The 22,014-nt window shown below is 41.4% G+C and carries 15 protein-coding genes; 10 read left to right on the top strand and 5 right to left on the bottom strand.

Annotation, left to right across the window (positions count from 1 at the left end; all coding sequences use genetic code 11):
• Positions 1-69 precede the first annotated feature (69 nt).
• The 6 genes from mnmG (at position 70) to H6731_04970 (ending at position 13,170) form a co-directional block, all read left to right on the top strand.
• On the top strand, positions 70-1,947 hold the full coding sequence (gene mnmG / locus H6731_04995) for a tRNA uridine-5-carboxymethylaminomethyl(34) synthesis enzyme MnmG (protein ID USN51767.1): 1,878 nt from the start codon (positions 70-72) through the stop codon (positions 1,945-1,947).
• Entirely contained in the window at positions 1,937-3,298 is a 1,362-nt protein-coding gene (mnmE, locus tag H6731_04990) for a tRNA uridine-5-carboxymethylaminomethyl(34) synthesis GTPase MnmE (protein USN51766.1), read from the top strand. The genes mnmG and mnmE overlap by 11 nt, the downstream gene beginning before the upstream one ends.
• A gap of 2 nt (positions 3,299-3,300) precedes the next feature.
• Positions 3,301-4,044, top strand: a complete 744-nt coding sequence (locus H6731_04985; protein USN51765.1) for a TlyA family RNA methyltransferase — start codon at positions 3,301-3,303, stop codon at positions 4,042-4,044.
• A gap of 8 nt (positions 4,045-4,052) precedes the next feature.
• Positions 4,053-6,605: a hypothetical protein gene (locus tag H6731_04980; protein USN51764.1), complete on the top strand. Its 2,553-nt coding sequence runs from the start codon at positions 4,053-4,055 to the stop codon at positions 6,603-6,605.
• Positions 6,606-6,680: 75 nt separating this feature from the next.
• Positions 6,681-10,046 (top strand): cobalamin B12-binding domain-containing protein, encoded by a 3,366-nt coding sequence (locus H6731_04975; GenBank protein USN51763.1) that lies wholly within the window; start codon positions 6,681-6,683, stop codon positions 10,044-10,046.
• A gap of 262 nt (positions 10,047-10,308) precedes the next feature.
• Positions 10,309-13,170: a hypothetical protein gene (locus H6731_04970; protein ID USN51762.1), complete on the top strand. Its 2,862-nt coding sequence runs from the start codon at positions 10,309-10,311 to the stop codon at positions 13,168-13,170.
• A gap of 48 nt (positions 13,171-13,218) precedes the next feature.
• Here H6731_04970 and H6731_04965 read toward each other — a convergent pair whose 3' ends face one another.
• Together H6731_04965 and H6731_04960 are read right to left on the bottom strand one after the other, a co-directional pair.
• Positions 13,219-14,127 (bottom strand): triacylglycerol lipase, encoded by a 909-nt coding sequence (locus H6731_04965; protein ID USN51761.1) that lies wholly within the window; start codon positions 14,125-14,127, stop codon positions 13,219-13,221.
• Positions 14,128-14,227: 100 nt separating this feature from the next.
• Complete coding sequence (locus tag H6731_04960; GenBank protein ID USN51760.1) at positions 14,228-14,656, bottom strand: response regulator; 429 nt, start codon at positions 14,654-14,656, stop codon at positions 14,228-14,230.
• A 159-nt stretch (positions 14,657-14,815) separates the two neighbouring features.
• Between H6731_04960 and H6731_04955 the strand changes: the two genes are divergently transcribed.
• A complete protein-coding gene (locus H6731_04955; GenBank protein USN51759.1) occupies positions 14,816-16,402 on the top strand; it encodes an FAD-dependent thymidylate synthase in 1,587 nt (528 codons plus the stop codon).
• Here H6731_04955 and H6731_04950 read toward each other — a convergent pair.
• A complete protein-coding gene (locus tag H6731_04950; GenBank protein USN51758.1) occupies positions 16,374-16,778 on the bottom strand; it encodes a hypothetical protein in 405 nt (134 codons plus the stop codon). The genes H6731_04955 and H6731_04950 overlap by 29 nt on opposite strands.
• Before the next feature lie 248 nt (positions 16,779-17,026).
• Positions 17,027-17,959 (bottom strand): hypothetical protein, encoded by a 933-nt coding sequence (locus H6731_04945; protein USN51757.1) that lies wholly within the window; start codon positions 17,957-17,959, stop codon positions 17,027-17,029.
• Between the two features lie 267 nt (positions 17,960-18,226).
• Here H6731_04945 and H6731_04940 point away from each other — a divergent pair, with 267 nt between their 5' ends.
• Positions 18,227-18,955 carry a 1-acyl-sn-glycerol-3-phosphate acyltransferase gene (locus H6731_04940; protein USN51756.1) on the top strand — a complete coding sequence of 243 codons (729 nt, stop codon included), beginning with the start codon at positions 18,227-18,229 and terminating at the stop codon, positions 18,953-18,955.
• A complete protein-coding gene (locus H6731_04935; GenBank protein ID USN51755.1) occupies positions 18,948-19,751 on the top strand; it encodes an SDR family oxidoreductase in 804 nt (267 codons plus the stop codon). The genes H6731_04940 and H6731_04935 overlap by 8 nt, the downstream gene beginning before the upstream one ends.
• A 70-nt stretch (positions 19,752-19,821) precedes the next feature.
• On the opposite strand, the gene H6731_04930 is transcribed toward H6731_04935, so the two are convergent.
• Positions 19,822-20,814, bottom strand: coding sequence for a 4-hydroxythreonine-4-phosphate dehydrogenase PdxA (locus tag H6731_04930; GenBank protein ID USN51754.1), 993 nt, complete (start codon positions 20,812-20,814; stop codon positions 19,822-19,824).
• A gap of 183 nt (positions 20,815-20,997) precedes the next feature.
• Here H6731_04930 and lgt point away from each other — a divergent pair, with 183 nt between their 5' ends.
• Positions 20,998-21,906 (top strand): prolipoprotein diacylglyceryl transferase, encoded by a 909-nt coding sequence (gene lgt / locus H6731_04925; GenBank protein ID USN51753.1) that lies wholly within the window; start codon positions 20,998-21,000, stop codon positions 21,904-21,906.
• The last annotated feature ends 108 nt before the right edge of the window (positions 21,907-22,014 follow it).

Here is a 22,014-nt window from a genome sequence, read left to right as displayed (position 1 = left end):
TTAGCATCTTTGTTTGTGAATTACGCCTGCTATATGGCGTTTGATAATTATAGTTTTTGGGCAGTGAATATGGCAAAAATAATTGTAATAGGTGGTGGACATGCGGGTATAGAGGCAGCTCTATCTTCGGCGCGCATGGGAGTGCCAACCCTTCTCATCAGCGGAATGATCGATCGTATTGGAGCGATGAGTTGCAATCCTGCCATTGGTGGAGTGGGCAAGGGGCATCTGGTGCGAGAGATCGATGCGCTTGGTGGTGAGATGGCTAAGGCTGCTGATGCCACAGGAATTCACTTTAAGGTGCTCAATGCATCTCGTGGCCCTGCAGTTCAAGCGGTGCGATGTCAAAGCGATATGGAACGCTACCGGCAATATATGCACAAGGTGGTGATGACCACAGATAATTTGTTGGTCCGCCAGGATGATGTGGTTGGGCTGATAAGTGAGGATGGCAAGGTTAAGGGAGTTGAGACTCGCCATAGCGGCCATATTTATGCCGATAAAGTTATTATTACCACGGGAACTTTTTTGGGCGGCAAGCTCCATGTGGGAAAAGACGTGAGCGATGGAGGAAGAGCAGGTGAAGCTCCTCAAAAGGGACTTTCACAGTCATTGCTTTCTCTTGGATTTCGTTTGGGGCGACTTAAGACTGGTACGTGTCCAAGGCTTGATGGGCGCACTATCGATTTTAGCGTGTTAGAAGAACAGCTTCCTGAAATTCCCGCACCTCGTTTTGCTTTTGAAAATGAAGTACCGCCTTTGCCTCAGGTTTCTTGCAGAATCGCTCATACCAATGAGCGTACGCATCAGAGTATCAAGGATGGCATCAGCGAAGGTCTTGCGCCGATCTACAACGGACAGATCGATTCAAGTGGTCCGCGCTATTGCCCAAGCATTGAGGACAAAGTTATTCGCTTTGCTCAAAAAGAATCGCACTTGATATTTTTAGAGCCCCATGGGCTTGATACTCATGAGTATTATCCAAATGGATTGACGACTTCACTGCCGCCTGCTTTGCAGCTTAAATTTTTGCGCACAATGAAAGGTTTGGAAAATGTTGAAGTGACCCGCTGGGGTTATGCTGTCGATTACGACTTTGTCGATCCCACTCAACTTTATGCAACGCTCGAGACAAAAAAAATGAGCGGTCTTTATTTGGCTGGCCAAATAAATGGAACCACCGGATACGAAGAAGCTGCAGCCCAAGGATTGATTGCAGGTATCAATGCAGCCTTGTCGCTAAAAAATGAGGCACCGCTGATGTTGAGACGTGATCAGGCCTATATCGGCGTGTTGATCGATGATCTGGTCACCAAAGGTACCACCGAGCCTTATCGCATGTTTACTTCGCGCGCCGAACATCGCTTGACCTTGCGCGATGACAATGCCTATGCCCGCCTTATGCACGAGGGAGATCGCGTGGGGCTTTTGCCTAAAGAGCGCTTCTTGCGCATGAAAAATTTTGAATCTGAGGTGAGCGAGCTTATGGAAAAGTTTGCCCAACTTATGATTGAGCCAAGCGAGCACATTAATGCTTGTTTAAATGCGCTCAACTCACCTTCGCTTGTGGTGAAAACTAAACTTGCTCAGATAATTCGTAGGCCTGAAATTTCAGAATCAGCAGTGTTTTCTCTGTTGCCAGACAATTTTTTGGTGAGCGATAAGAGAGTGATTATTAGAGCTGCCATCGAAATAAAATACGAAGGCTACATCAAGCGCGCTCAGCTCAGCCAAGAAAAACAAAGGGCTTTGGAAAATAAACACATACCGAAGCATTTATTTGATAAGCAAACTCCTGGGTTAAGCAATGAAATTTTTGAAAAGCTCAAAAAATTTCAGCCCCAGACTTTAGGACAAGCATCTCGTATGCCAGGGATAACTCCCGCTGCTATCACCTTGCTTGCGGTAGAAATTCAAAGATCCTGCGAGGCACAAGATGTCTCTTGATATTGCCTGCCAAGATAGCATCTGCGCACTTTCTACTCCTCAAGGTTATGGTGCCTTGGCTATCGTGCGAATTTCTGGCCCTTTGACCATGCAGATTTTCTCGCAAATTTTTAGAAAACATAAAGGCGATATAGAAGCCATGCGAGCCATGCATGGTGCGGTGATAAGTCATGATGGCTCTATTATCGATGACGTCATGGCACTGTTATTTAAAGGAAAAAATAGTTTTACCGGTGAGGATAGTGCAGAGATACACTGTCATGGCAATCCGCTTATCATCGATCAAATCATAGAGAGAGTGTGTTCTTTGGGTGCAAGGTTGGCAAAGCCAGGAGAGTTTTCCATGCGCTCGGTGCTCAATGGCAAAATTGATTTGGTTCAGGCGGAGAGCATTGCTGATCTTATTCATGCTGAAACCACTGCGGCAAAAGAAGCAGCTTTGCAGGGCGTGCGTGGAGGTCTGGCTGACAAAACAAAGAGCATTAAAGAAATGATAATTTCCGTGCTGGCTGAAATGGAAGCGCGGATGGATTTTCCTGACGAAGAATTAGGCAGTTACGATAAAAATTTTTTGCTTGGGCGCATCGATGAAGGAGTTTTGCTCTTAAAAAAACTTCTTGATGGAGCAGATTATGGCATCAAGCTTCATGAGGGAGCACGTATTGTAATCTGCGGTTTGCCCAATGCGGGAAAATCAACTTTGCTCAATCAATTATCTGGCCAAGAGCGAGCCATAGTTCATGACAGTGCTGGCACCACACGAGATGTGTTGGAAGCTCGCATCGATCTTGATGGTGTGCCAGTGGTCTTGGTTGATGTGGCGGGCATTCGTGAAGTTGATTTAGAAAATGATATTGAAAAGATTGGGATCGATAAAGCACTTGACGAGTTAGACAAAGCTCATGCGGTGATCTGGTTGGGTGATGGTGGCAGTGAACATCCTTTTTCAGATGTTCGCATCAATGAAAAGTTAAAAGATATTCCAGCGCCTTTGCTCTACGTGCTCAATAAATCTGATGTGGCTTTGAAAAATTCGTCGGATGTGCTCACTATCTCAGCAAAATATGGCCACAACATCGATGAGTTGAAGCGTGCATTAAAAAAAATGATCGTCAAAGAAACTACTTCAGTGCGGGAAATCTATGTCACAAGGGCGCGTCAGCGTGAAGAGCTAAATGAAGCGCTCAACGGGCTTAAAGAATCGTATCGAGCATTGGAATTATCTTTGGTGGATGAGGTTGTTGCATCTGAGCTTAGAAGAGCTGGTTTAGCTTTTGAGCGGCTCTTTGGTATGGATCTATCTGAAAGCGTGCTCGATACAATTTTTAGTCAGTTTTGTATTGGAAAATAATTATGAAAAAGCCTGCAAAAATTGCCCTTGACCAACTGCTGGTGGAGCGATCGCTTGCGCCTGATCTGCAGCGTGCTCGTAGCTTGATCATGGCAGGTGAGGTGATCGTTGAAGATCATTGTGTGGATAAGGCGGGCACTAAATTTCGATCGGATGTTGTTCTACGTTTGCGTAGCCAAGAACATAATTTTGTCTCTCGCGGCGGGCTTAAACTTGAACATGCGCTCAAGCGTTGGAATATCGATGCGACTGATGCCATTTGTATGGATGTGGGAGCGTCCACTGGGGGATTTAGTGAAGTCTTGCTCCAGCATGGCGCCAAAAAAGTCTACGCCATTGACGTGGGTTATGGTCAGCTTGCGCATAAACTGCGCATCGATAAGCGCGTGGTTAATCTTGAACGAACTCATATTCTAAAACTTGATGATGAAATAATTTCTCCTAAACCATCACTTGTGGTGATCGATCTTAGTTTTATTTCGCTCACCAAAGTGCTGGGACGCATTGTAGAGCTGCTCTCAAAGCCTGCTTGTGTAATCGCTTTGGTTAAACCTCAGTTTGAAGCGAGCAAAGAAGATATCGGTGAAGGAGGTATCGTCACTGATGATGAAGTGCGAAAGGCTGCCGTGGAAAAAATTAAAATCTTCGCCCAAGAACTCGGCTTTGTGGTTAAGGGGGTAGAGACAAGCCCAATTTGTGGTGCTAAGGGAAACGTAGAATATTTGCTTGCTTTATTTATTGATTGAGAGAATTTATGTGTAAAAAAATTATCTTTTTATTTTTACTATGTGCAAATTTTTTATCAGCCTTTGAAGTTCAAGAAATACCAGAAGAAAATATTCAAAATGCAGAAGAAAATTTTTTTATTATGCTTGACAAAGAGGTTCATGAAATCAGGCCAGAAGAATTCTTTCGGTGCCTTTTTAGTTATAGTGAAAAGCTTTCAGTTATTAATGAAGAGATTAATTCATTTGTTTTGTTAGATTTGATTGCAAATACAATTAAAGAAAAGCAAAAAACACAAAAAATTTTTTCTTTGTATGAACAGTGGAAAGAAAATTTTACTCGTGATGAACAAAGTCAACAATTTTGGTTTGAATATATTTTTCTATCGCTCAATGCAAAACTTGATAATGAGGCTTTGCTCAAGAGTGCAGCCGAAAATTTAGAGCAGCTCGATCCCAATAAGGTGGGTAATCTTTACTATATAAATATCCTCTATCTTTTTTATTCAAACTCGCGTGAATATAACAACAAAGCCAAGGATTTTTTGCGAAATATAAGTATTGAAGATGTGTTCACTAAAAATGGGATGGCACGCATTGTATCGCAAATTATAACGATGCAAAATAGACTTGATTATAGTCGAGAATTCTTGGATATGGTTTTTGCTCAATTACCAAGCTTTGCAGAGAAAAACCCCCGACAATCTTTTGAAATTGTAACAGCATTTTTAATATCTCCTCACTATCAGTTGGGAGTCAAAGAATTCATAAAAACGAGCATGCCGCAGCAAGAGATAGATGGCGTCAAACCGGTAGTTTTTTGTATAAAAAATTGGCTGAGACTCAAAAACACCAAAGAAGCAGCTTGGGAGCTTTTTAATGAGTTGATCATGCAAAACCCCAAAGCAACATTTCAAGAAAAATATAATTTGATATTTGATCTTTTTCATACCAACCAGGCCTACGGGCAACAGACTTTGGGTTCATTGTGGGATTCAGCCACAAGACAAGAGCGCAGTGAGATACTTTTGTATTTGATAAACTATCGAGAAAATGGGGGTATCAAAGAGTTTCTATCCAGCACTATTGAAGATTATTTAAGCGATATCTACCTTTTTATCACAACAAAATCGCGGTGGAATCAAATGCTCAACTTGGTGGACTACCTGCTTAGGAGCCAAAGAGCAGATTTCAGTAGTCATGCACTAAGGTATTATAAAGACTCAAATCTGATACCTTTTGAGATAAAAGCCCGCATCTTATATGCAATTTTAAATGAAGCAAATAATGAGCCTTTGCTGGAACAGTTGCGATTGAACGCAATCGATATTGCACGCGAAGTTTATGAAATTTTTTCGCTGGCTAATCTGGAAATAAAACAAGAGCTTTTTGCTCAATTTGGCGCTTCAATTTTTTGCATTGATAAAAAAAATGAAAATTTTCTTATGATGAAAAATTATTTGCTCACTCAAGCCAAAGATGAAAAAAATCTTGTTTTTATGAGAAGAGATCTTGTTAAAGCCTTGAAGAGTAGTGCTGATAATGAACAAGTATTTTTTAGTGTCTGGGGAGAGCAGCTTTTTTGGGAAACAATGATTTGGCAGGAGAAATGGAATATTCATCCCAATGATGATGTCAAATATCATCCTCATACTCCAAGAACCCTTTTTAGAGCAAAATTTATCTTAGGCAAATTGACGCAATCCTTGAGAGAATTAAAAAATGAGGATGGATTTTTTGAGCAAGAAGGTGTTTTGAATAAAGCGCGCGAGCTTTTGATGGATCCAGCCTTCAAAAATAATTTTTCTCAAGAAATAGGTGCAGAGGAATTTGACCGCTATCACAGCGAAGCATTGGCTAATCTCAAAGAGAAATTGAGTAATGTTCACTTTTGGATGCTTCCGTGCTCAGAGTTTGAGGGTTATCACAACGGGGAAGTAGTGTCTTATGTGATTCGCTTTATTGCTCAGCAAAAAGATAGCGATTCATTTGCAGCTCTCCTTTCATCGCTTATGCAATCGCTCGCCAGTACTGAAGCTATGACTATGTGCAATGAAGGAGCAATTTCAGCTTTGCTTGTTGCTACTTTTGATAATTATTTCGAAAGAGAAGGGGGAGATCAAGTTCGCTTATATGAAGACCATCTAGATACGATCATAGCTCAAGCACGAAAACTTAAATCAGAGGCTATCTCATTTGCCGGTGCCTATTTTAAAGGTGATGAAAATAAACTCATGGCAGAAATCCTTGAGGATAGTAATTTAGCAGATTATCTAAAAGAAAATTTTTTGATCGATAAAGTATCCGGAAAAAATCACCACGATAAAACTTTGGCAGAAATTTTTTTGCTAGAACAAAATCAAGACCTAGAAAAAATCATTGAAAAATATCGCAACAACAAAGAGCCTCTTAGTGAACTTGAAGAAATAGTCATGGATAAATTTAACAGACTGATTTTTAGACCAATTTTTCTTCGCTGGTTGGGAGAAAAGTATCAAGACCTCGTCATATTTGACCCAGACTATAAAGGGCTTAAAAAATTAAGTTTTCCATGCTTTATCAAGGCCGTTGAAGATCTTTAAAAGTTAATGCGGACTTACAAATAAAATAACAACTTGCTATTACACGCTTTGTCTATCAACTCGAAAGGATAGCGTATGCAGCTTGTTCACAAAGTTCGTTTTGTTACTGCGGCGTCTTTATTTGATGGTCACGATGCGGCCATCCACGTCATGCGCCGTATTTTGCAATCTCAGGGCGCTGAAGTTATTCACCTGGGGCACAATCGTTCAGTATGGAGTGTGATCAAGGCGGCCATTGAAGAAGATGTGCAAGGCATTGCTGTATCGAGCTATCAGGGCGGGCATGTAGAATATTTTAGCTACATGCTTGAGCTGCTCAAAAAAAACGATGCAGCTGACATAAGTATTTTTGGCGGTGGTGGCGGCGTTATTGTTCCTGAAGAAATTACATTGCTGTGTGAGCGCGGAATCAAAAAAATTTATTCGCCCCAAGATGGTTTAAACATGGGTTTGGTCGGCATGATCCAAGATATGTTGGGGCAATGTGATAGATATGCTTCGTATCCCGTGAGCACACTCACTCTCGATAAGCCAAGCCGCAGAGAAATCGCTCGTACTATCAGTACACTTGAGCTTGGTTCAGATGAAAAAAACCCTGAATATCACACTGCTAAAAATGAATTACTAAAAGCCATAAAAGGGATTGGTGCAGCTAGAAAAAAAGCGCCGGTGATAGGTATAGCTGGTGTGGGAGGAGCGGGTAAAAGCTCATTGATCGATGAGATATTGGCTCGTTTCCTGCAGGCTTTTCCGCAAAAAAAGATAGCTGTTTTGAGTGTGGATCCCACCAAAATTAAAAGCGGTGGTGCACTCTTGGGTGATCGTATTCGTTTTAATAGCGCTGATAATGATCGTGTATTTGTGCGATCGATCGCCACGCGCGAAGCAAATATTTCTATTGCTCGCAGTGCTAAGGACATTGTTTCGTACCTAAAGGAACTTGATTTTGACCTGGTGCTTTTGGAAAGCGCAGGTATTGGTCAGAGCGATAGCAGCATCAATGAAGTGAGTGATGCATCAATCTATGTTATGACCCCCGAGTATGGTGCACAAAGTCAGCTTGAAAAAATCGATATGCTCGATAGTGCTCGATTGGTTGTCATCAATAAGTTTGACAGACCAGGAAGTCTTGATGCTTTGCGCGATGTAAAAAAAACCTTTCAAAGAAATCACAATTTATTTGATAAGAACTGGCAGGATATGCCGGTGTTTGGCACTAGCGCGCATATCTTTGGTGACTTGGGTACCAATCGTTTTTTCAACCGCTTTATAAAACTTTTGCAAGAGATCGATCCAAACAATGAGTGGCAGTGCGAGAGCTTGAGTGAAGGAGAGCCTGCATCACGAAGTCTCATTCCCAAAAAACGATCAAGATATTTATCGCAGCTTTCAGAGTGTGTTCGCGAGCACCATCAAAAAGTTGATAAGCAAGCACAGCTCTATGATCGTATCGAGAATTTGCAAGCTGTAGCTTTAGAGATCCATAACGATGCAGCCTTAAAAGAGCTCACACAAAAAATTGATGAGCTTAAAAATAATGTTGATATAGAAATGGATGAGCAGGTCGATAACTTTTTTAAAAAGCAAAAAGACTATCAAAATAATCGAGTAAGCTACCAAGTTCGTGAAAACAAAATCGATATCGATAATAACTTTGAATCGCTATCGCATTTATCCATGCCTAAAGTACAAACGCCACATATCAAGCGCAAAAGTGATGCGGCATATTTTGTTGGCAAAGAAAATTTGCCGGGATATTTTCCCTACACCGCGGGAGTGTTTCCTTTTAAGCGGGTTGATGAAGATCCAACCCGTATGTTTGCTGGCGAAGGATCGCCCGAGCGTACCAATAAGCGATTTCATTATTTAAGCCAAGGTCATGGTGCTACCAGATTATCGACGGCATTTGATTCAGTGACACTCTATGGGCACGATCCCGATGTGCGCCCAGATATTTATGGAAAGATCGGCAATGCAGGTGTTTCGGTCTGTTCTTTGGATGATGCCAAACGGCTTTATTCGGGCTTTGATCTGATCGATCCCAAAACTTCTGTCTCTATGACTATCAATGGCCCTGCACCAACCATGCTTGCTTTCTTTTTTAATGCAGCCATTGATTTTGAAGTGGAGTCGCAGCTTAGAAAGCAAGGGCGATGGGATGCTAGCAAAAAAGCGATTGATGATTGGTTTTTAAAGAAAAATATTTCTCAACCGCGCTATCGCCAACAATCCTTGCCTAAGGGACATAATGGCAATGGCTTAGGGTTTTTGGGACTTCCATCAAGTTTAATAGTTGATGAGCAGTTTTATCAAAATGTGAAGGATCATGTTTTAAAAAATGTTAGGGGAACTATTCAGGCGGACATTTTAAAAGAAGAACAAGCGCAAAACACTTGTATTTACTCGGTAGATTTTTCTTTGAGAATGATGGGTGATTGCCAAGAATATTTTATAAAAAATCAGATCAAGAATTTTTATAGTGTGAGCGTAAGCGGTTATCACATTGCTGAAGCGGGTGCTCACCCCATAACCCAGTTAGCGTTTACTTTGGCCAACGGCTTTACTTTGCTTGAATATTATCGGGCACGTGGGATGAAGGTCGATGACTTTGCTCACAACTTTAGTTTCTTTTTTTCAAATGGGATGGACCCTGAATATGCTGTGATAGGCCGTGTTGCACGCAGAATTTGGGCCATTGCTCTAAAAAATATCTATGGTGCTAACGAACGAAGTCAAAAGCTCAAATATCATATTCAAACCTCTGGGCGTTCATTGCATGCTCAGGAGATGGCCTTTAACGATATTCGGACTACGCTACAAGCATTTTATGCTATCAGCGATCATTGTAATTCTTTGCACACTAATGCATTTGATGAAGCTATTACCACTCCTACAGAAGAATCGGTGCGTAGAGCAGTAGCTATCCAGATGATCATCAATCATGAACTGGGAATGACCAAAAATGAAAATCCGCTTCAAGGATCTTATTTTATTGAAGATTTAACCAACAAAGTTGAAGAAGCGGTGTTAGGGGTCTTTGAGCAGCTGGATGCCCGCGGTGGGGTTTTGGGAGCGATGGAAACTATGTATCAACGCTCTAAAATTCAAGAGGAAAGTCTTGAGTATGAACACAAAAAACATTCGGGTGAGCTTAAAATTATTGGGGTCAATACATTTTTGCCCAAGTCCCAAGAAAAGCAGGAAAAAATTGAGTTAATGCGTTCTAGTAAAGAAGAAAAAGAGCTGCAGGTTGAGCAGGTTAGAAGAATGCATTCATGTTTTAGTGTGGAACGCAAAGATGCATTGAATAAACTTAAGCATGCAGTTTTGCATCAAGAAAATAGCTTTCCTTGTCTGATGGAAGCTGCCAAGTACGCAACTATTGGAGAAATCAGCCAAAGTTTCTTTGAGGTGGGCGGGGCCTATCGTAGAGCTATGTGAAATTTTAGAATTCGCTTGAATGCGGGCAGTAAAAGCAAGCCCAACCCCATTGCATTATACATTGGGTAGGCTAACTATGACAATGCGATCATGGAAATACGTGCCAGCAAAAGACATATTTGTTAGACATTGATCTGAATGACCAATTTTTGCTTTTGTTTAGGTTTAGGTTTAGGTTTTGGTGACTGCTTGAGGCAAAAGATTTTTAGCTTGAAATGAGCACGTATTTAAAGATTTTTAGTAAGCAAGGAGTATTATTATTATGCTTATCAGTAATTTAAGGATTTTTTTTCTAGCAGTGCTGACTGCATTTTTAGTGTCATGCGGCAATGGTGACGATGATAACCAAAACCAAGACCAAGGCAGTACTATTGAGCGGAGCTCAACTGAGCTTGGTGAAAACAGCTATAAGTTGATCGAAGAGCAAAAACTCAGTGTCGATAAAAAGAATAAGATCATAGGAGCGGTCAATACTGCCATCAAGTTGCATAAGAAAGATAAAACCGCCCGAGAAAATGCGATTAACAAAGCTGTCAAAGACAACGGTGGTTCCGATGCGCTTGCAAGTGAGTTGAATACTAAGGTAGCTGAAGAAAATCCTATCGCAGCTGAGACTGTCAAGCTTGACGATCAAGGTAGCCTCAGTAATGCTACCTACAAATTATTTAAGGATATTTGTGATGCGAACGCTGACAAATGCCAAAAACTCAATGACATTTTAGCTCAAGTAATAGAGATCAACGATCAAGAAACTGTAGCAAATGGTTCTACTCAAGTTACAAGAAATACCAAAATCGATAACTTGAACATCGTTCCTGCTGATTTGGCTGAAGGAGACGTAGCTCAGTTTAAAGGCAGACTCAAAACCACCATGCAAGCTCATGTAGGTCTTCTTTCAGGCGTGATCGAACTTACCAAAGTCGCTGATTCAGGTTTGAATCCGGATATTTACAACAAGATTATTGAACAACCCTTGAGAGGAGCACGTAGCGCCCAACAACTCAATGAAATTATAGTTGCGGTAAGAGATGCTATTACTGCTAATTCTCAGCCTAAGCCTGCTCGAAACACCGCTATCGAAAATGCTGTTGCAGCCCAAGGTGGTGCAAATGCAGCTTATTCTGACGCCATTAAAACTATTGTAGATCAAAAACATCAGGAAAATATTACGGCTGAGGCAGCTTCAGGTCTTAAGACTGCCACCTATACTGCTGTGGTAACTACGGCCAATACAAGTCTTAACAATACTCAAAGAAACGCTTTGATGGCAGCGGTTGTAGTTGCCAAAGATAAGGGCACAAGTACTGAGCGTAATACAGAGATTGAGAATGCTATCAAGGCTGTTCGTGGTATTGCTCCTGGTACTGCTTTGGCAGGTGAAGACACCACACTTGCTACAGCTATCAAGGCCGCAGTAGCAGCCGACTATCCTATCGAGGTAACAACTCAGGCAAAATCGGGTCTTGCTCAAAGTGTATGGGATGTCATCAATGCAAGCGGAAGAACAGCTGAGCAAAAAAATGCCATCATATCAGCAGTTGTAGCTGCAAAAAATTTGGCTGAAGCTCAACGCAGGACTCAGATTAGCCAAGCTGTGACTAGGAATGGTGGTACAGATGCTACACTTGCCAACAATATTATAACTGCTGTGACAGATGCATATGATCCTGCTGGCATGCTTGGGCTTGATACATCAGGTCTTGATGCAGTAATCTATTGGGCTATCAGAAATGCAGCCATCGATAATGCTCATAAAGTTACTCTGATTGGGGCTGATAATGCTCCTGGTACACTTCATCCTATTCGTGGTGCTATGGATACTCGCCCTCGTGATAAACGAACGCGCGATGCTGCGATCCTAGCTGCTGTTGATGGGTTGCGTATTGTTGATGCTACCCAAGTTTTGAACCTTAAAACTTCTCTCCTTGCTGCAGCTGATGCAGCCCAAGCTATTGATGCTTTGACCAGTGAAGCAGGATCGGGATTGGCAGCAGGCATCTACAATGCGATCGTTGGAACAGGTGATCCTGCTAATTTCCCTCGTAGTATCAGCAATGCTCAAATGAATGCAGTGATGGCTCCAGTAGATAATGCATTGAAGGTGAGACCGCTGACCCAAGATAATCGTGACAATGCTCTTAAAGCAGCAGTGCGCACAGTTTTGGGCTTGGATGCTGCAGCTGAGCTGAGCGCAACAAACAATGTGGATGCATTTAACTGGTATACCTTAATCAAAACAGCGGTCGATACAGCACATGCAATCACTGCGCTTGATGCTAAGCCTAATGATATGGCTCAGGCCATCTATGATGCCATCGTTGGACAAGCCGGCATCACCAATGCCGAGATGAACCAAGCGATCAGATCAAATGATTTGAAGAACGCTATAAAAGATAATCGCGGTGATAAGCCTGCTCGAGATACAGCCATCAAGGCGGCTTTGTCAGGAGCCGGAGTTTTGGGAAGAGCTCTTACTGGTGATACCTTGCTTTGGGCTGATGCAATCATCGCTGCAGCGGATACTACCTACGCTGATGCAGTTATCGCTAAGAATGCTGCAGCTCTCAATAGTTTGAATGAGGATGTATACAACCTAGTGATAGGCATGCCAGGAAAATCTAATGCCGAGATCAATAACGCGCTTGTAGTTCTTGCTTCATTGCTTGATCCTGCAACAATAACTCATCAAAATCGAGTGGAGGCTATTATCACTGATGCAGCGGGAAACTTTAGTGGCCTGAGTGCAGATGGAAAACGTAACTTGTTGCGCGCTATGGACCAACATCACCCTCTAACTGTTGCTGCTGGTCCTGACGTAAGCAAGGGTGTTGTAGAAAAAAATATGGTTGTTGGTGGTACGCCAGGTTTGGTAGTGCGGGTCGATGAGACCAATAATGACCTTATCAAGCCTTTTAAGATTTTTGGTGTAACTAAAAAGAAAAGAGTATTCTTGCCGAGTGCTATGCTAGCGGAGTTGCATGTTAAGGTTGGTGATGAGGTATGGTTTACCACTATCAGCCCAGCAGGTACTATGATTAATATAGGTCAAGCGGATGCAGTTAATGCTACTGGTAATGTTCCACTTATAACTGCACCTATTACTCACTATGTGATACATCCATAAGCTTTGTTGCTTGTGTGATGAAAGAGGCCCCATTTTTGGGGCCTTTTTTTATAGGCGTGCGTGTTTTAGACGCAGCGCATGATCCAAAAAAATAGTGGTGGTGGTGAGCTCTAGATCATGGGATAGGGGAGATACCACGCCTCCTACTGGAATGAGATGGTGGGCGTTTGGCAATGCGCCAAGCCATTTGCCAAATTTCATGGAACACAGGCTCACCAATCCATCGTTTTTTTCGTGACTATCAAAAGCTTGAGATGTTTTTTCTAAGAGATAACCAAACCAGTCACTGAGGCTTGTAGGAGAAGAACCAAAACTTCCCCATGAATAGAGTCTTTTATCGTGGTAATAATGCGGCCCTTCTTGGCACCAATTGCTTGATAAGCCATGAGGATAGCGTTGATTAAAATCTCTAAGAGCGCTGGTGGTGAGTGACTCAAGTGCCATCCACGCGTTTTGCCAGCCAAAATAGCCCGATAGAGCACCTATGCTAAAACCAAAAATATTGGCGAATGCCGTGGCGATATAGGCTCCAATGGGGTTTTCAGAGAGTTTTTCGTAGATGACATCGGCTACCTTTGACCCTCTGTGTGGTGAGCCAATAGTTGTGACCGAGGCTACGCTATCTGGATAATTTTCCAAAACATAACGGGCATCAAGCCCACCATGGCTATGACCGATGAGGTTGTATTTTTCATGCCCCCACATTAAGAGCTGTTGATAGAGCTGCTCTCCACGCTCATGAGTGGAGTTTGCCTGACTCACGTGAGCAATATAGACTTTGGCGCCACAGGCTTCTAGATTTTGTGGAATATCCCCCCAATAGCTCATCGATCCGATGTCACCGCCAAAACCAAAAAGACCGTGGCTTAAGACTATTGGATAAGTGGTGCTACAGTTCTCGTGCGAAGATTTAAGCGAAAGAGAAAGAATAAAGATCAAAAAAACAGATAACTTCATAGGTATCCCCCCTGAAATAAATATTCGCGAGTAAAAAATTTTGATAAAAAAAACCGCTCCAAGGAGCGGCCGATCGGTCTGCAAAAAGTTTAGAAAATTTTTATTGAATCTTAAAACGCCTAGGGATGAAGTGTTTTTCTTTTTTGGTTTCTAAAAGCAAAGTTTCAAGCACTAAAGCAATTTCTTTTGGTTTAAAAGGTTTTTTTAATACCGCAGAATCATTGTCAAAGGGAATGATTGTGGAGTTGTTGCTGCTAAAAAGCAGTACAGGAACGTTGATACCGAGCCTGCGAAGATGATGGATAGTCGTTTGGCCATCAATATAGGGGAGCTCAAGATCAAGCAAAATAACATCTGGGTGCGTGTCACAAGCAAGATCAATACATTCGTGACCGTTGCGGGCTTGTTCGGCATGAAAGCCAACTGATATCAGATACTCGAACAAAGTCATTCTTAGGTGGGGTTCTTGGTCACAGATGAGCACTCTTGGCTTAAACTTATTGTTTATGTAACTATCTACCTTCCACATGGAGGCGCCCCCTGTTAGCTTTGGACGGCGTAGATTAACAATTTTCAAAAAGCGCAACCAGTTGATTTTAGGATCGGGGACTAATGGCGGTAAAAAGCGCCTAGAATTTAAAAGGTTTTTTCAAAGTACTTAAGATCATGAGGATATTAAAGGTGGCACATGCTTGGTATTAATTCTGATTTACCTACTATTAAATTGACTAAATATTTTTTTACGCCGCTGGACAATGCTGTAGCAACAGCGCGGACGTGTTATTCATCTCGCATTATTTACGACGAAGATGTAAGCAAAAATGACCAAGCTAAAAATTTAAGAGATAAAATTGCACGAAGCACTTATTTGGCTGGCCATCACACTACTTTGCAGCATGCACATTTTCAATTCGCTATGTCTCAGGTAAGCAGGCATGCATTGTGGGGCTTTTTCCACTCCCATCCTTTTTATAATTCCGAACAAGTAAGTCAGCGCTATGTTGGTGTTAAAACAGGAAATTTTTTAATTCCACAATTTGACAATGAGCGATTAACGGCGCGCTATATCGCAGCACTTGAGCGCCAGCAAGATGCATACAATCAATTGTGTGTGATGCTGCATCCTGTGTGCGAAGAGCTTTATTTTCAAATCTACCGAGGAAGACTAAAGTCCAAAACAGATAAAAGATGGCAAAATGCTATTAAAAAACGTGCTCAGGAGGTGGCTCGTTATGTATTGCCTCTGGCTACCCATTCCCATCTTTACCACACCATCTCAGGCTTAAGTTTGCACCGCTATCATCGCTTGGCTCAGAGTTTTGACTGTCCATTTGAACAAAAAATTATCATAAAAAAAATGGTGGAAGAGGTTAACAAAATCGATCCACAGTTTTTTGCTTGGATCGAAGACTGCATGCCTTTGGAGCAAACTCTTGAAGCTCAGACCTTACAAAGACTCTCTTTGGAAAGGATCGATAGCAAAAATGCAGCATCATGCGCTTTATCGTTTGACGCATCGCTCAAAGGAAAAACAGCTCAGCTAATAAGCTCAAGTGAAAATCCCGAACAATTGATCGGTGATGCGGTGCGTCAGATTCTCTATTTGGGCAAAGAAAAATTATCAGACCAAGATGCGGTGGCATCACTGCTATCGCCCATAAAAAACAGTTATTTGGGTGAGCCGCTTAATCTGTTGAGCTTGAGTAAAATGGCTAAAGCTTTGGATATGGTGCACTTTACTTTTAATAAAAAAATGTCTCATGCAGCAGACTCACAGGCTCAGCGCCACCGCATGATCCCAGGCGCCAGGGCCATTTTTAGTCGCACTATCGATCTTGATAAACCTGACTACATTATTCCATCGCTATTTAAGCATGAAGCTGCTGCCCAGGCTTTAGAACTCTATGAACGTATACATGAGCAGACATGGGAAGATGCAAGGTGGCTTTATTCTCAGGGTGTTCAAGCAGAAGCACTACAGTATATGTTTAGCAATTCATTTCCGATTCGTTACACCGACTCAGGAACGCTGATGGACTATCTCCATAAGTGGACTACCCGCCTTTGCTATAATGCTCAAGAAGAAATTTGGGCCACTACCGTAGATGAAGTGATGGCGGTGAGAAAAAAATCTCCCATGATTGGCCAGTATTTAATGCCACCTTGTGGCACACGACAGTCTTCAGGGCATACGCCTATCTGTCCCGAGGGAGATCGTTTTTGTGGAGTTTTGGTTTGGAAAAAACCTATCGAAGAATACCATCGGGTTTTCTAATAGGATTAAAATCGCTAGAAAGAGCAAACATGCATGTAAGACTCTTTTGGTTTTTATAATCGAGAGCAACCATAGCCGGAGTTTGCATAGCATGGTTAACTTTGTTCAGGGTGCCAAAACCTCTATACATAAGTAGGACAAGTATTCGGTAGTCTTTGCCATAGCGAGCAAAATGATGGACAGCTGTATTTCCTTTATGATCTTCGCAATCGGCTCTGGCTTTGGTTTTATGCAAAATTTCAATTACCATAGGCAAATTGTTAGTCTTCACAGATTCATGCAAAAAACGACATGAGTTGCTTTGAGCAAAAGAAGCGTGGGAGAAAAAACAGAGTAAAAGTAAGGATCCCAAAAATTTTTTATAAAAGCTTTTCATGTTTTTTGTGCTTCCAAAAAAAAATGCTTACGCTGCGGTATTTCGGATTAGTCTGCTAAAAGTTGCGAGCAGATCTGGAATTTTTTATCAAAAATAATAATTCTGCCACGATGTAAGGGGATTGAGCTGCGTGTGTTTAAAAACGAGCAGTTTCATATTTTGCTATATGCATAACGGATTATATAACTCATTTTTTATTTGTTTCTTTGTAAATTTTATATCTCATTATGTGTGTTCCAAAAGCATTGTTAAATACTTTCAAAAGAGCCTCTAAAACTAATGAATGCTTTTATTTCAAATAATAATCGAGAGAGTTCATCCAGCAACACATTAGTATTTATGTCTGTTTTAACGCAGGGACCTACGCTTTCGTTTACCCAGCCATCTTTTAAGTAATCTTGGGCAATCAAGTCCTGGCGTTTAATATAGGGTTGGTTAGAAATAGTAAGAGATTTTCCTGGCAAAAGTTTTAGTTTCATAAAATCAATAAAGGTGTCTCTTGTATTTGCTCTTACTAATTTTTTATTTCCATCTAATTTCATCGGCGATGCTATTTCGATTATTTTTATTTGTTGGAAGCTTTGTTTATAAGGTTGAAATTTAATAATTTCGCGCATTAAATCGATCTCAGTTTCAGTGGTAGCCTCGGTTTTAAAATCAAACTTAAATGGTTTTACTTCGCTATTTTCATCTAATGGCCTGAGCGACCCCATCAATACTAATTTTTCAAAACTAATGCCTCTATTGATTTCCTCTACCAAAAAATCCAAACGTGACTTTATAGTTTGGTAGCTTGCTCCTAGGACAAATACATAATCATATTTTTGCGCAATAGGCCTAATTTCAGAATACAATCCTAAATTTTTAATTTCGCGGATTATTTTGCTCTGCAATTCTGGTCGAGATTCATTTAAATCTTTTCTTTCAAGGCCACTGCGTCTAAGCCATGCTTGCTGAGTGCAACTAACTACGCTCTTAAGATCTCTTGGGCAGGATACTTGGGTAAGTTTTAAAAGCTCTACAATTGGTTGAGTAACCAAGCCTCTTTCATCAACCAAGGTTCTCACATGAGACAAAGCACTTTGAGCCTGGTTTTTTTGGGTATTAAATAAGATGCTCTTGCAGCCAATAAATAATAACGAGCAAATGCCCAAAAAACTAAGTTGAAAAATATGCTTCACTTGATCTCCTATCCTAGTGCAGTAATGAAGGCTTGATAGACGAGAGCATTTTTAATATGGGCAATCCTCTAGCTGTTAGCCTTGAGCAGAGCAGGACCAAGAGCTCATAACATCAATAATGACAAGCATCAAAGGTACAAGGGCATAATTTATGATGGGCACAGGTACGATAGAATGTTCTTCAACTCCCTTATAATTTTGAAAAGCTATCAAAATAAATAAATCAACGCTATTAAATGCTTTAGAGGGCCAAAATTCGGAGGCATCATGACTAATATTATTTCAAGGAATCAAAGAATGACTACACATGGAAGCGTTTGGCCAGCGCAAAAAAGTGCTTGGGCTACATCGTTTGAAATTTTTTGTAAGAGCGTATTTAAAATCTATTGCCCTTTGCAAACTTTTGGGCGTGAAAATTTACCTTCTGTGCCTTTTATTATTTGTTCAAATCACGCAAGTCACCTTGATAGCAGTATGCTCATGGCGGCCACTGGTTTGGCGTTTCAAAAGATAGGCTTGATCGCTGCAAAAGATTATTTTTTTGATCAATCTCATCGTTTTTATTTGCACTACATGATGAATCTTGTACCCATTGCGCGTGGAAACGGTGGACGGGCTATTAAGGATAGCATTATTGCATGCCGATCTTTTCTTGATGAAGGTGGGCAGGCATTGATCATCTACCCTGAAGGGACGAGAACCATCACAGGTGTTATGGGTCGCTTTAAAGAAGGAGCAGCTATTTTAGCTCATGAACTTGATTTACCCATGGTACCTGCTTATGTGGGAGGCTCGTTCAATGCTCTCCCTAAAGGATCCTATTTCATTAAACCTCATCGCTTATGGGTGGCATTTGGTGAGCCGGTGATGGTGTCTGATTGGTTGAGTTACGACGAGAAAAATGATCGAAGGGCAACTTTCATTGCTTATCGTGAGGCGACTGCAGAAATTCAAAAACGTGTGCGTGACTTAGAGGATAAGAATGCTCATGACTAACAAACATTATTTGATAACAGGAGCTTCATCGGGCTTGGGGAGAGAGCTGGCCTTACAACTTGCCAAGGGAGGCAACGGATTAACGCTGGTTGCTCGTCGTTATGAGCTATTGTGTGAGCTCAAAGATGAGATTCTAAAAAAATCTCCCCAGCAAAAAATTTTGCTAATGAGCGCGGATGTGAGCGAAAAAGATTCGGTAAAAAAAATGGTGCAAGAAAGTATTGCTCAATTTGGCGCACTTGATTGTCTTATTGCCAATGCCGGTCGAAGTATGTGGAGTCGTTTTCGCGATGTGGATGATCCAGATGAACTTAAATCACTGATGGATTTAAATTATATGGGAGTAGTCTATAGCGCATTTTATGCTCTCGATCATCTGCGCCAAAGCAAAGGAAGTTTTGTAGCGATATCATCATTGCAAGGTGCTATTCCTGTTCCCTATCATAGTGGTTACGTGGCTTCTAAATATGCGGTCAATGGTTTTATTGAAACACTACGCCAAGAAGAGCCAGACATCCATTTTATGCTGGCAAATCCATCATGGATTGCCGGAACCGAACTGAGAAAAAAAGCCCTTGCCAGCTCGAGTAGCAACAGCATCAAAGTGAACACAACTCACGGCAAAAAGGTAATGGATGCAAAAAAATGTGCCGAAGCAGTTATCAAAGCCCTCGAGGAAAAGAAATTAAGTGTATTTTTGCCCAAAAAATATTCGCTTGTTCCATTACTGCGTTGTCTTGCGCCAGCTTTGATAGATACTATTGTGAAAACTAAGGTTGATTCTCAGTTGAGATAATAAGTTAAGAGACAGTCTCTTAATACTTTTAAATAGTCTCTAAGATTAAAAACATTAAAGGGACGCAATGCTATAAGTTCGAAGTTATCTGACGAGACGAGTCTGCAAGTTTTATAGCAAGCTCAATAGCCTTGCTGGTGGATTCGAAAGAAGCGTTGCCACTTCCTACAAGCTCATTGGCGGTGCCGTGTGCAGGACTCGTGCGTGGTACACTTAATCCTAAGGTGGCGTTGACTGCATTGTGGGCGAGCATCTTGTAAGGGATGAGTCCTTGGTCGTGATACATAGCAAGCACAACATCAGGAGCATATCGTTGATGGTAGGCAAAAAATCCATCGGCAGCATGAGGTCCGGTGATGTTATATCCTTCTTCATTACAAATTTTAATTGCGGGTATAATGTGTTCTATTTCTTCAGCCCCCAATAGGCCATTCTCACCCGCGTGAGGATTAAGCCCCAATACAGCGATGTTTATTTTTTTGGCGTTTTTGCCAAGAATTATGCTCGATTCGTGGGCTAGAGCAAAAATACGTTTTATTACGGCATCTTTATTAATAATTTGGGGGATTTTTTTTAAGGGGCTGTGAACGCTCATCATACTCATGATGAAGGGAGCGCCCAAAAAAGCCATGAATGCTTTTTGACCAGGTTTTGATAGATGATGGGAAAAATATTCAGTTTGGCCAGGCCATGGCCCATCCAAAAGCGAGGATAGGTCAGCTTTTTCAACGGGACCGGTGACGATGGCATTTATTTTTTTAGATAAAGCCAAATCGACAGCATTTTTTAATGATAAAGCAGCTCGTTGAGAAGTATTTAATGCTGATGGGTAATCGCGCAAATATTCCAAAGTTAAGCCTGGTTTTAGACAAACTTTATTGTTGCTCAAAAATTCTATGGTGCTTTTATTGCGAAACGCTGCCCGCTCCAATGATAGTTTGTCTGAGCACCATATAAAATTCGCATTAAAGTTGTGGTGTAGCAAAGAAGAGAGTAAAAGCTCTGGCCCTACTCCATTTTCTGAGCCTGGACACAATGCTAGCGTGTTGAACAATTGAGACATATTTGGCACCTAAGAGACTGTTAAAAATATCTTCAAAAATTATTAGGCAACTATTTACAAAGCAGTCTTTAAAAATATTTTTGCTAGATGCGCTTACCCATAGTTAAAAAGGCGTTAATCTACAAGTGATGCTTGTTTGTGCATGAATATTTAATTTGCCATTGCCTAAGCTGGAGTGAACTAATGTTACCTGAACTGTTTCGCATACCTTTTTTGGATTTACCTGTGCATACTTATGGCGCGCTCTATGTTCTAGGTTTGATTGCCGGTACCTTTGTAGCTTATCGTCAGGCTTTGCTAGGTAAAAAATATCACAACGATATTGTTGACTACGCATTTTGGGCTTTGGTAGGAGCGCTTTTAGGAGCAAGAGTCCTCTTTATTATTGTTGAATCCCATTACTATTTTGTGGAACAGCCTTTCACTGAGATTCCAGCCTTAGGAATTTCCATCCCTACAATTTTTGCGCTTTGGAAGGGGGGCTTTGTTTTTTGGGGGGGAGCTGTTGGCGGTGCTTTGGCGCTCGTTATTTTTTGTAAGAAAAGAAAATTGCCCATGGCTGAAATGGCAGATTTTTGTGCGCCTGGTTTGGCTATAGGCCACGCCATTGGGCGGCTTGGATGTGTGGCTGGTGGATGTTGCTTTGGAAATCCAGTCTATCATTTGGATCAGGCTGGCAATGTTATTGCTGATGTTCCTTTTGCTTTGGCATTTCCTCCAGGATCGATTGCTTTTAGTTCTCTTTATAATCAAGCTTCGGGCGAAACTTTGACGCTCATGAAAAAAATTGGCACGACTTTGCCCTTATTTCCTGTTCAGCTGGTGGAGTCTTTTGGCAATATCGCCATATTTTTCATTTTGATGTTGTTGATTCCGATGAAGCGAGCTCACGGGCAAATAACGCTTTTGTATTTCATTTTGTATTCGATCATGCGCTCTTTGACGGAAACACTTCGTGGCGATACAGCGCGTGGTTTTGTCATTGAGAATGTACTTTCAACCAGCCAGTTTATCTCAATCCTGATGTCAACTGCTGCTATAATTTTGATGGTGCTTTTGAGCAGAAGAAGTAAACAGCTCAGTTTAAGCTAAAGCTTGCTGTTCTATGAACTCTAAATAGGCTTATTGAAATATTTAGGGAACAGCTGTTGTTTTTGAAGTAACCAGGGCTCGAGCATTAACCATCGAATGAAAATTAAA

It is taken from the genome of Myxococcales bacterium (assembly GCA_023898405.1).
In the GTDB taxonomy this organism is placed as follows: domain Bacteria; phylum Myxococcota; class UBA727; order UBA727; family JABDBI01.
Note: the sequence above shows the minus strand (reverse complement) of the source record. Positions and strands in the feature narration are given on the sequence as shown.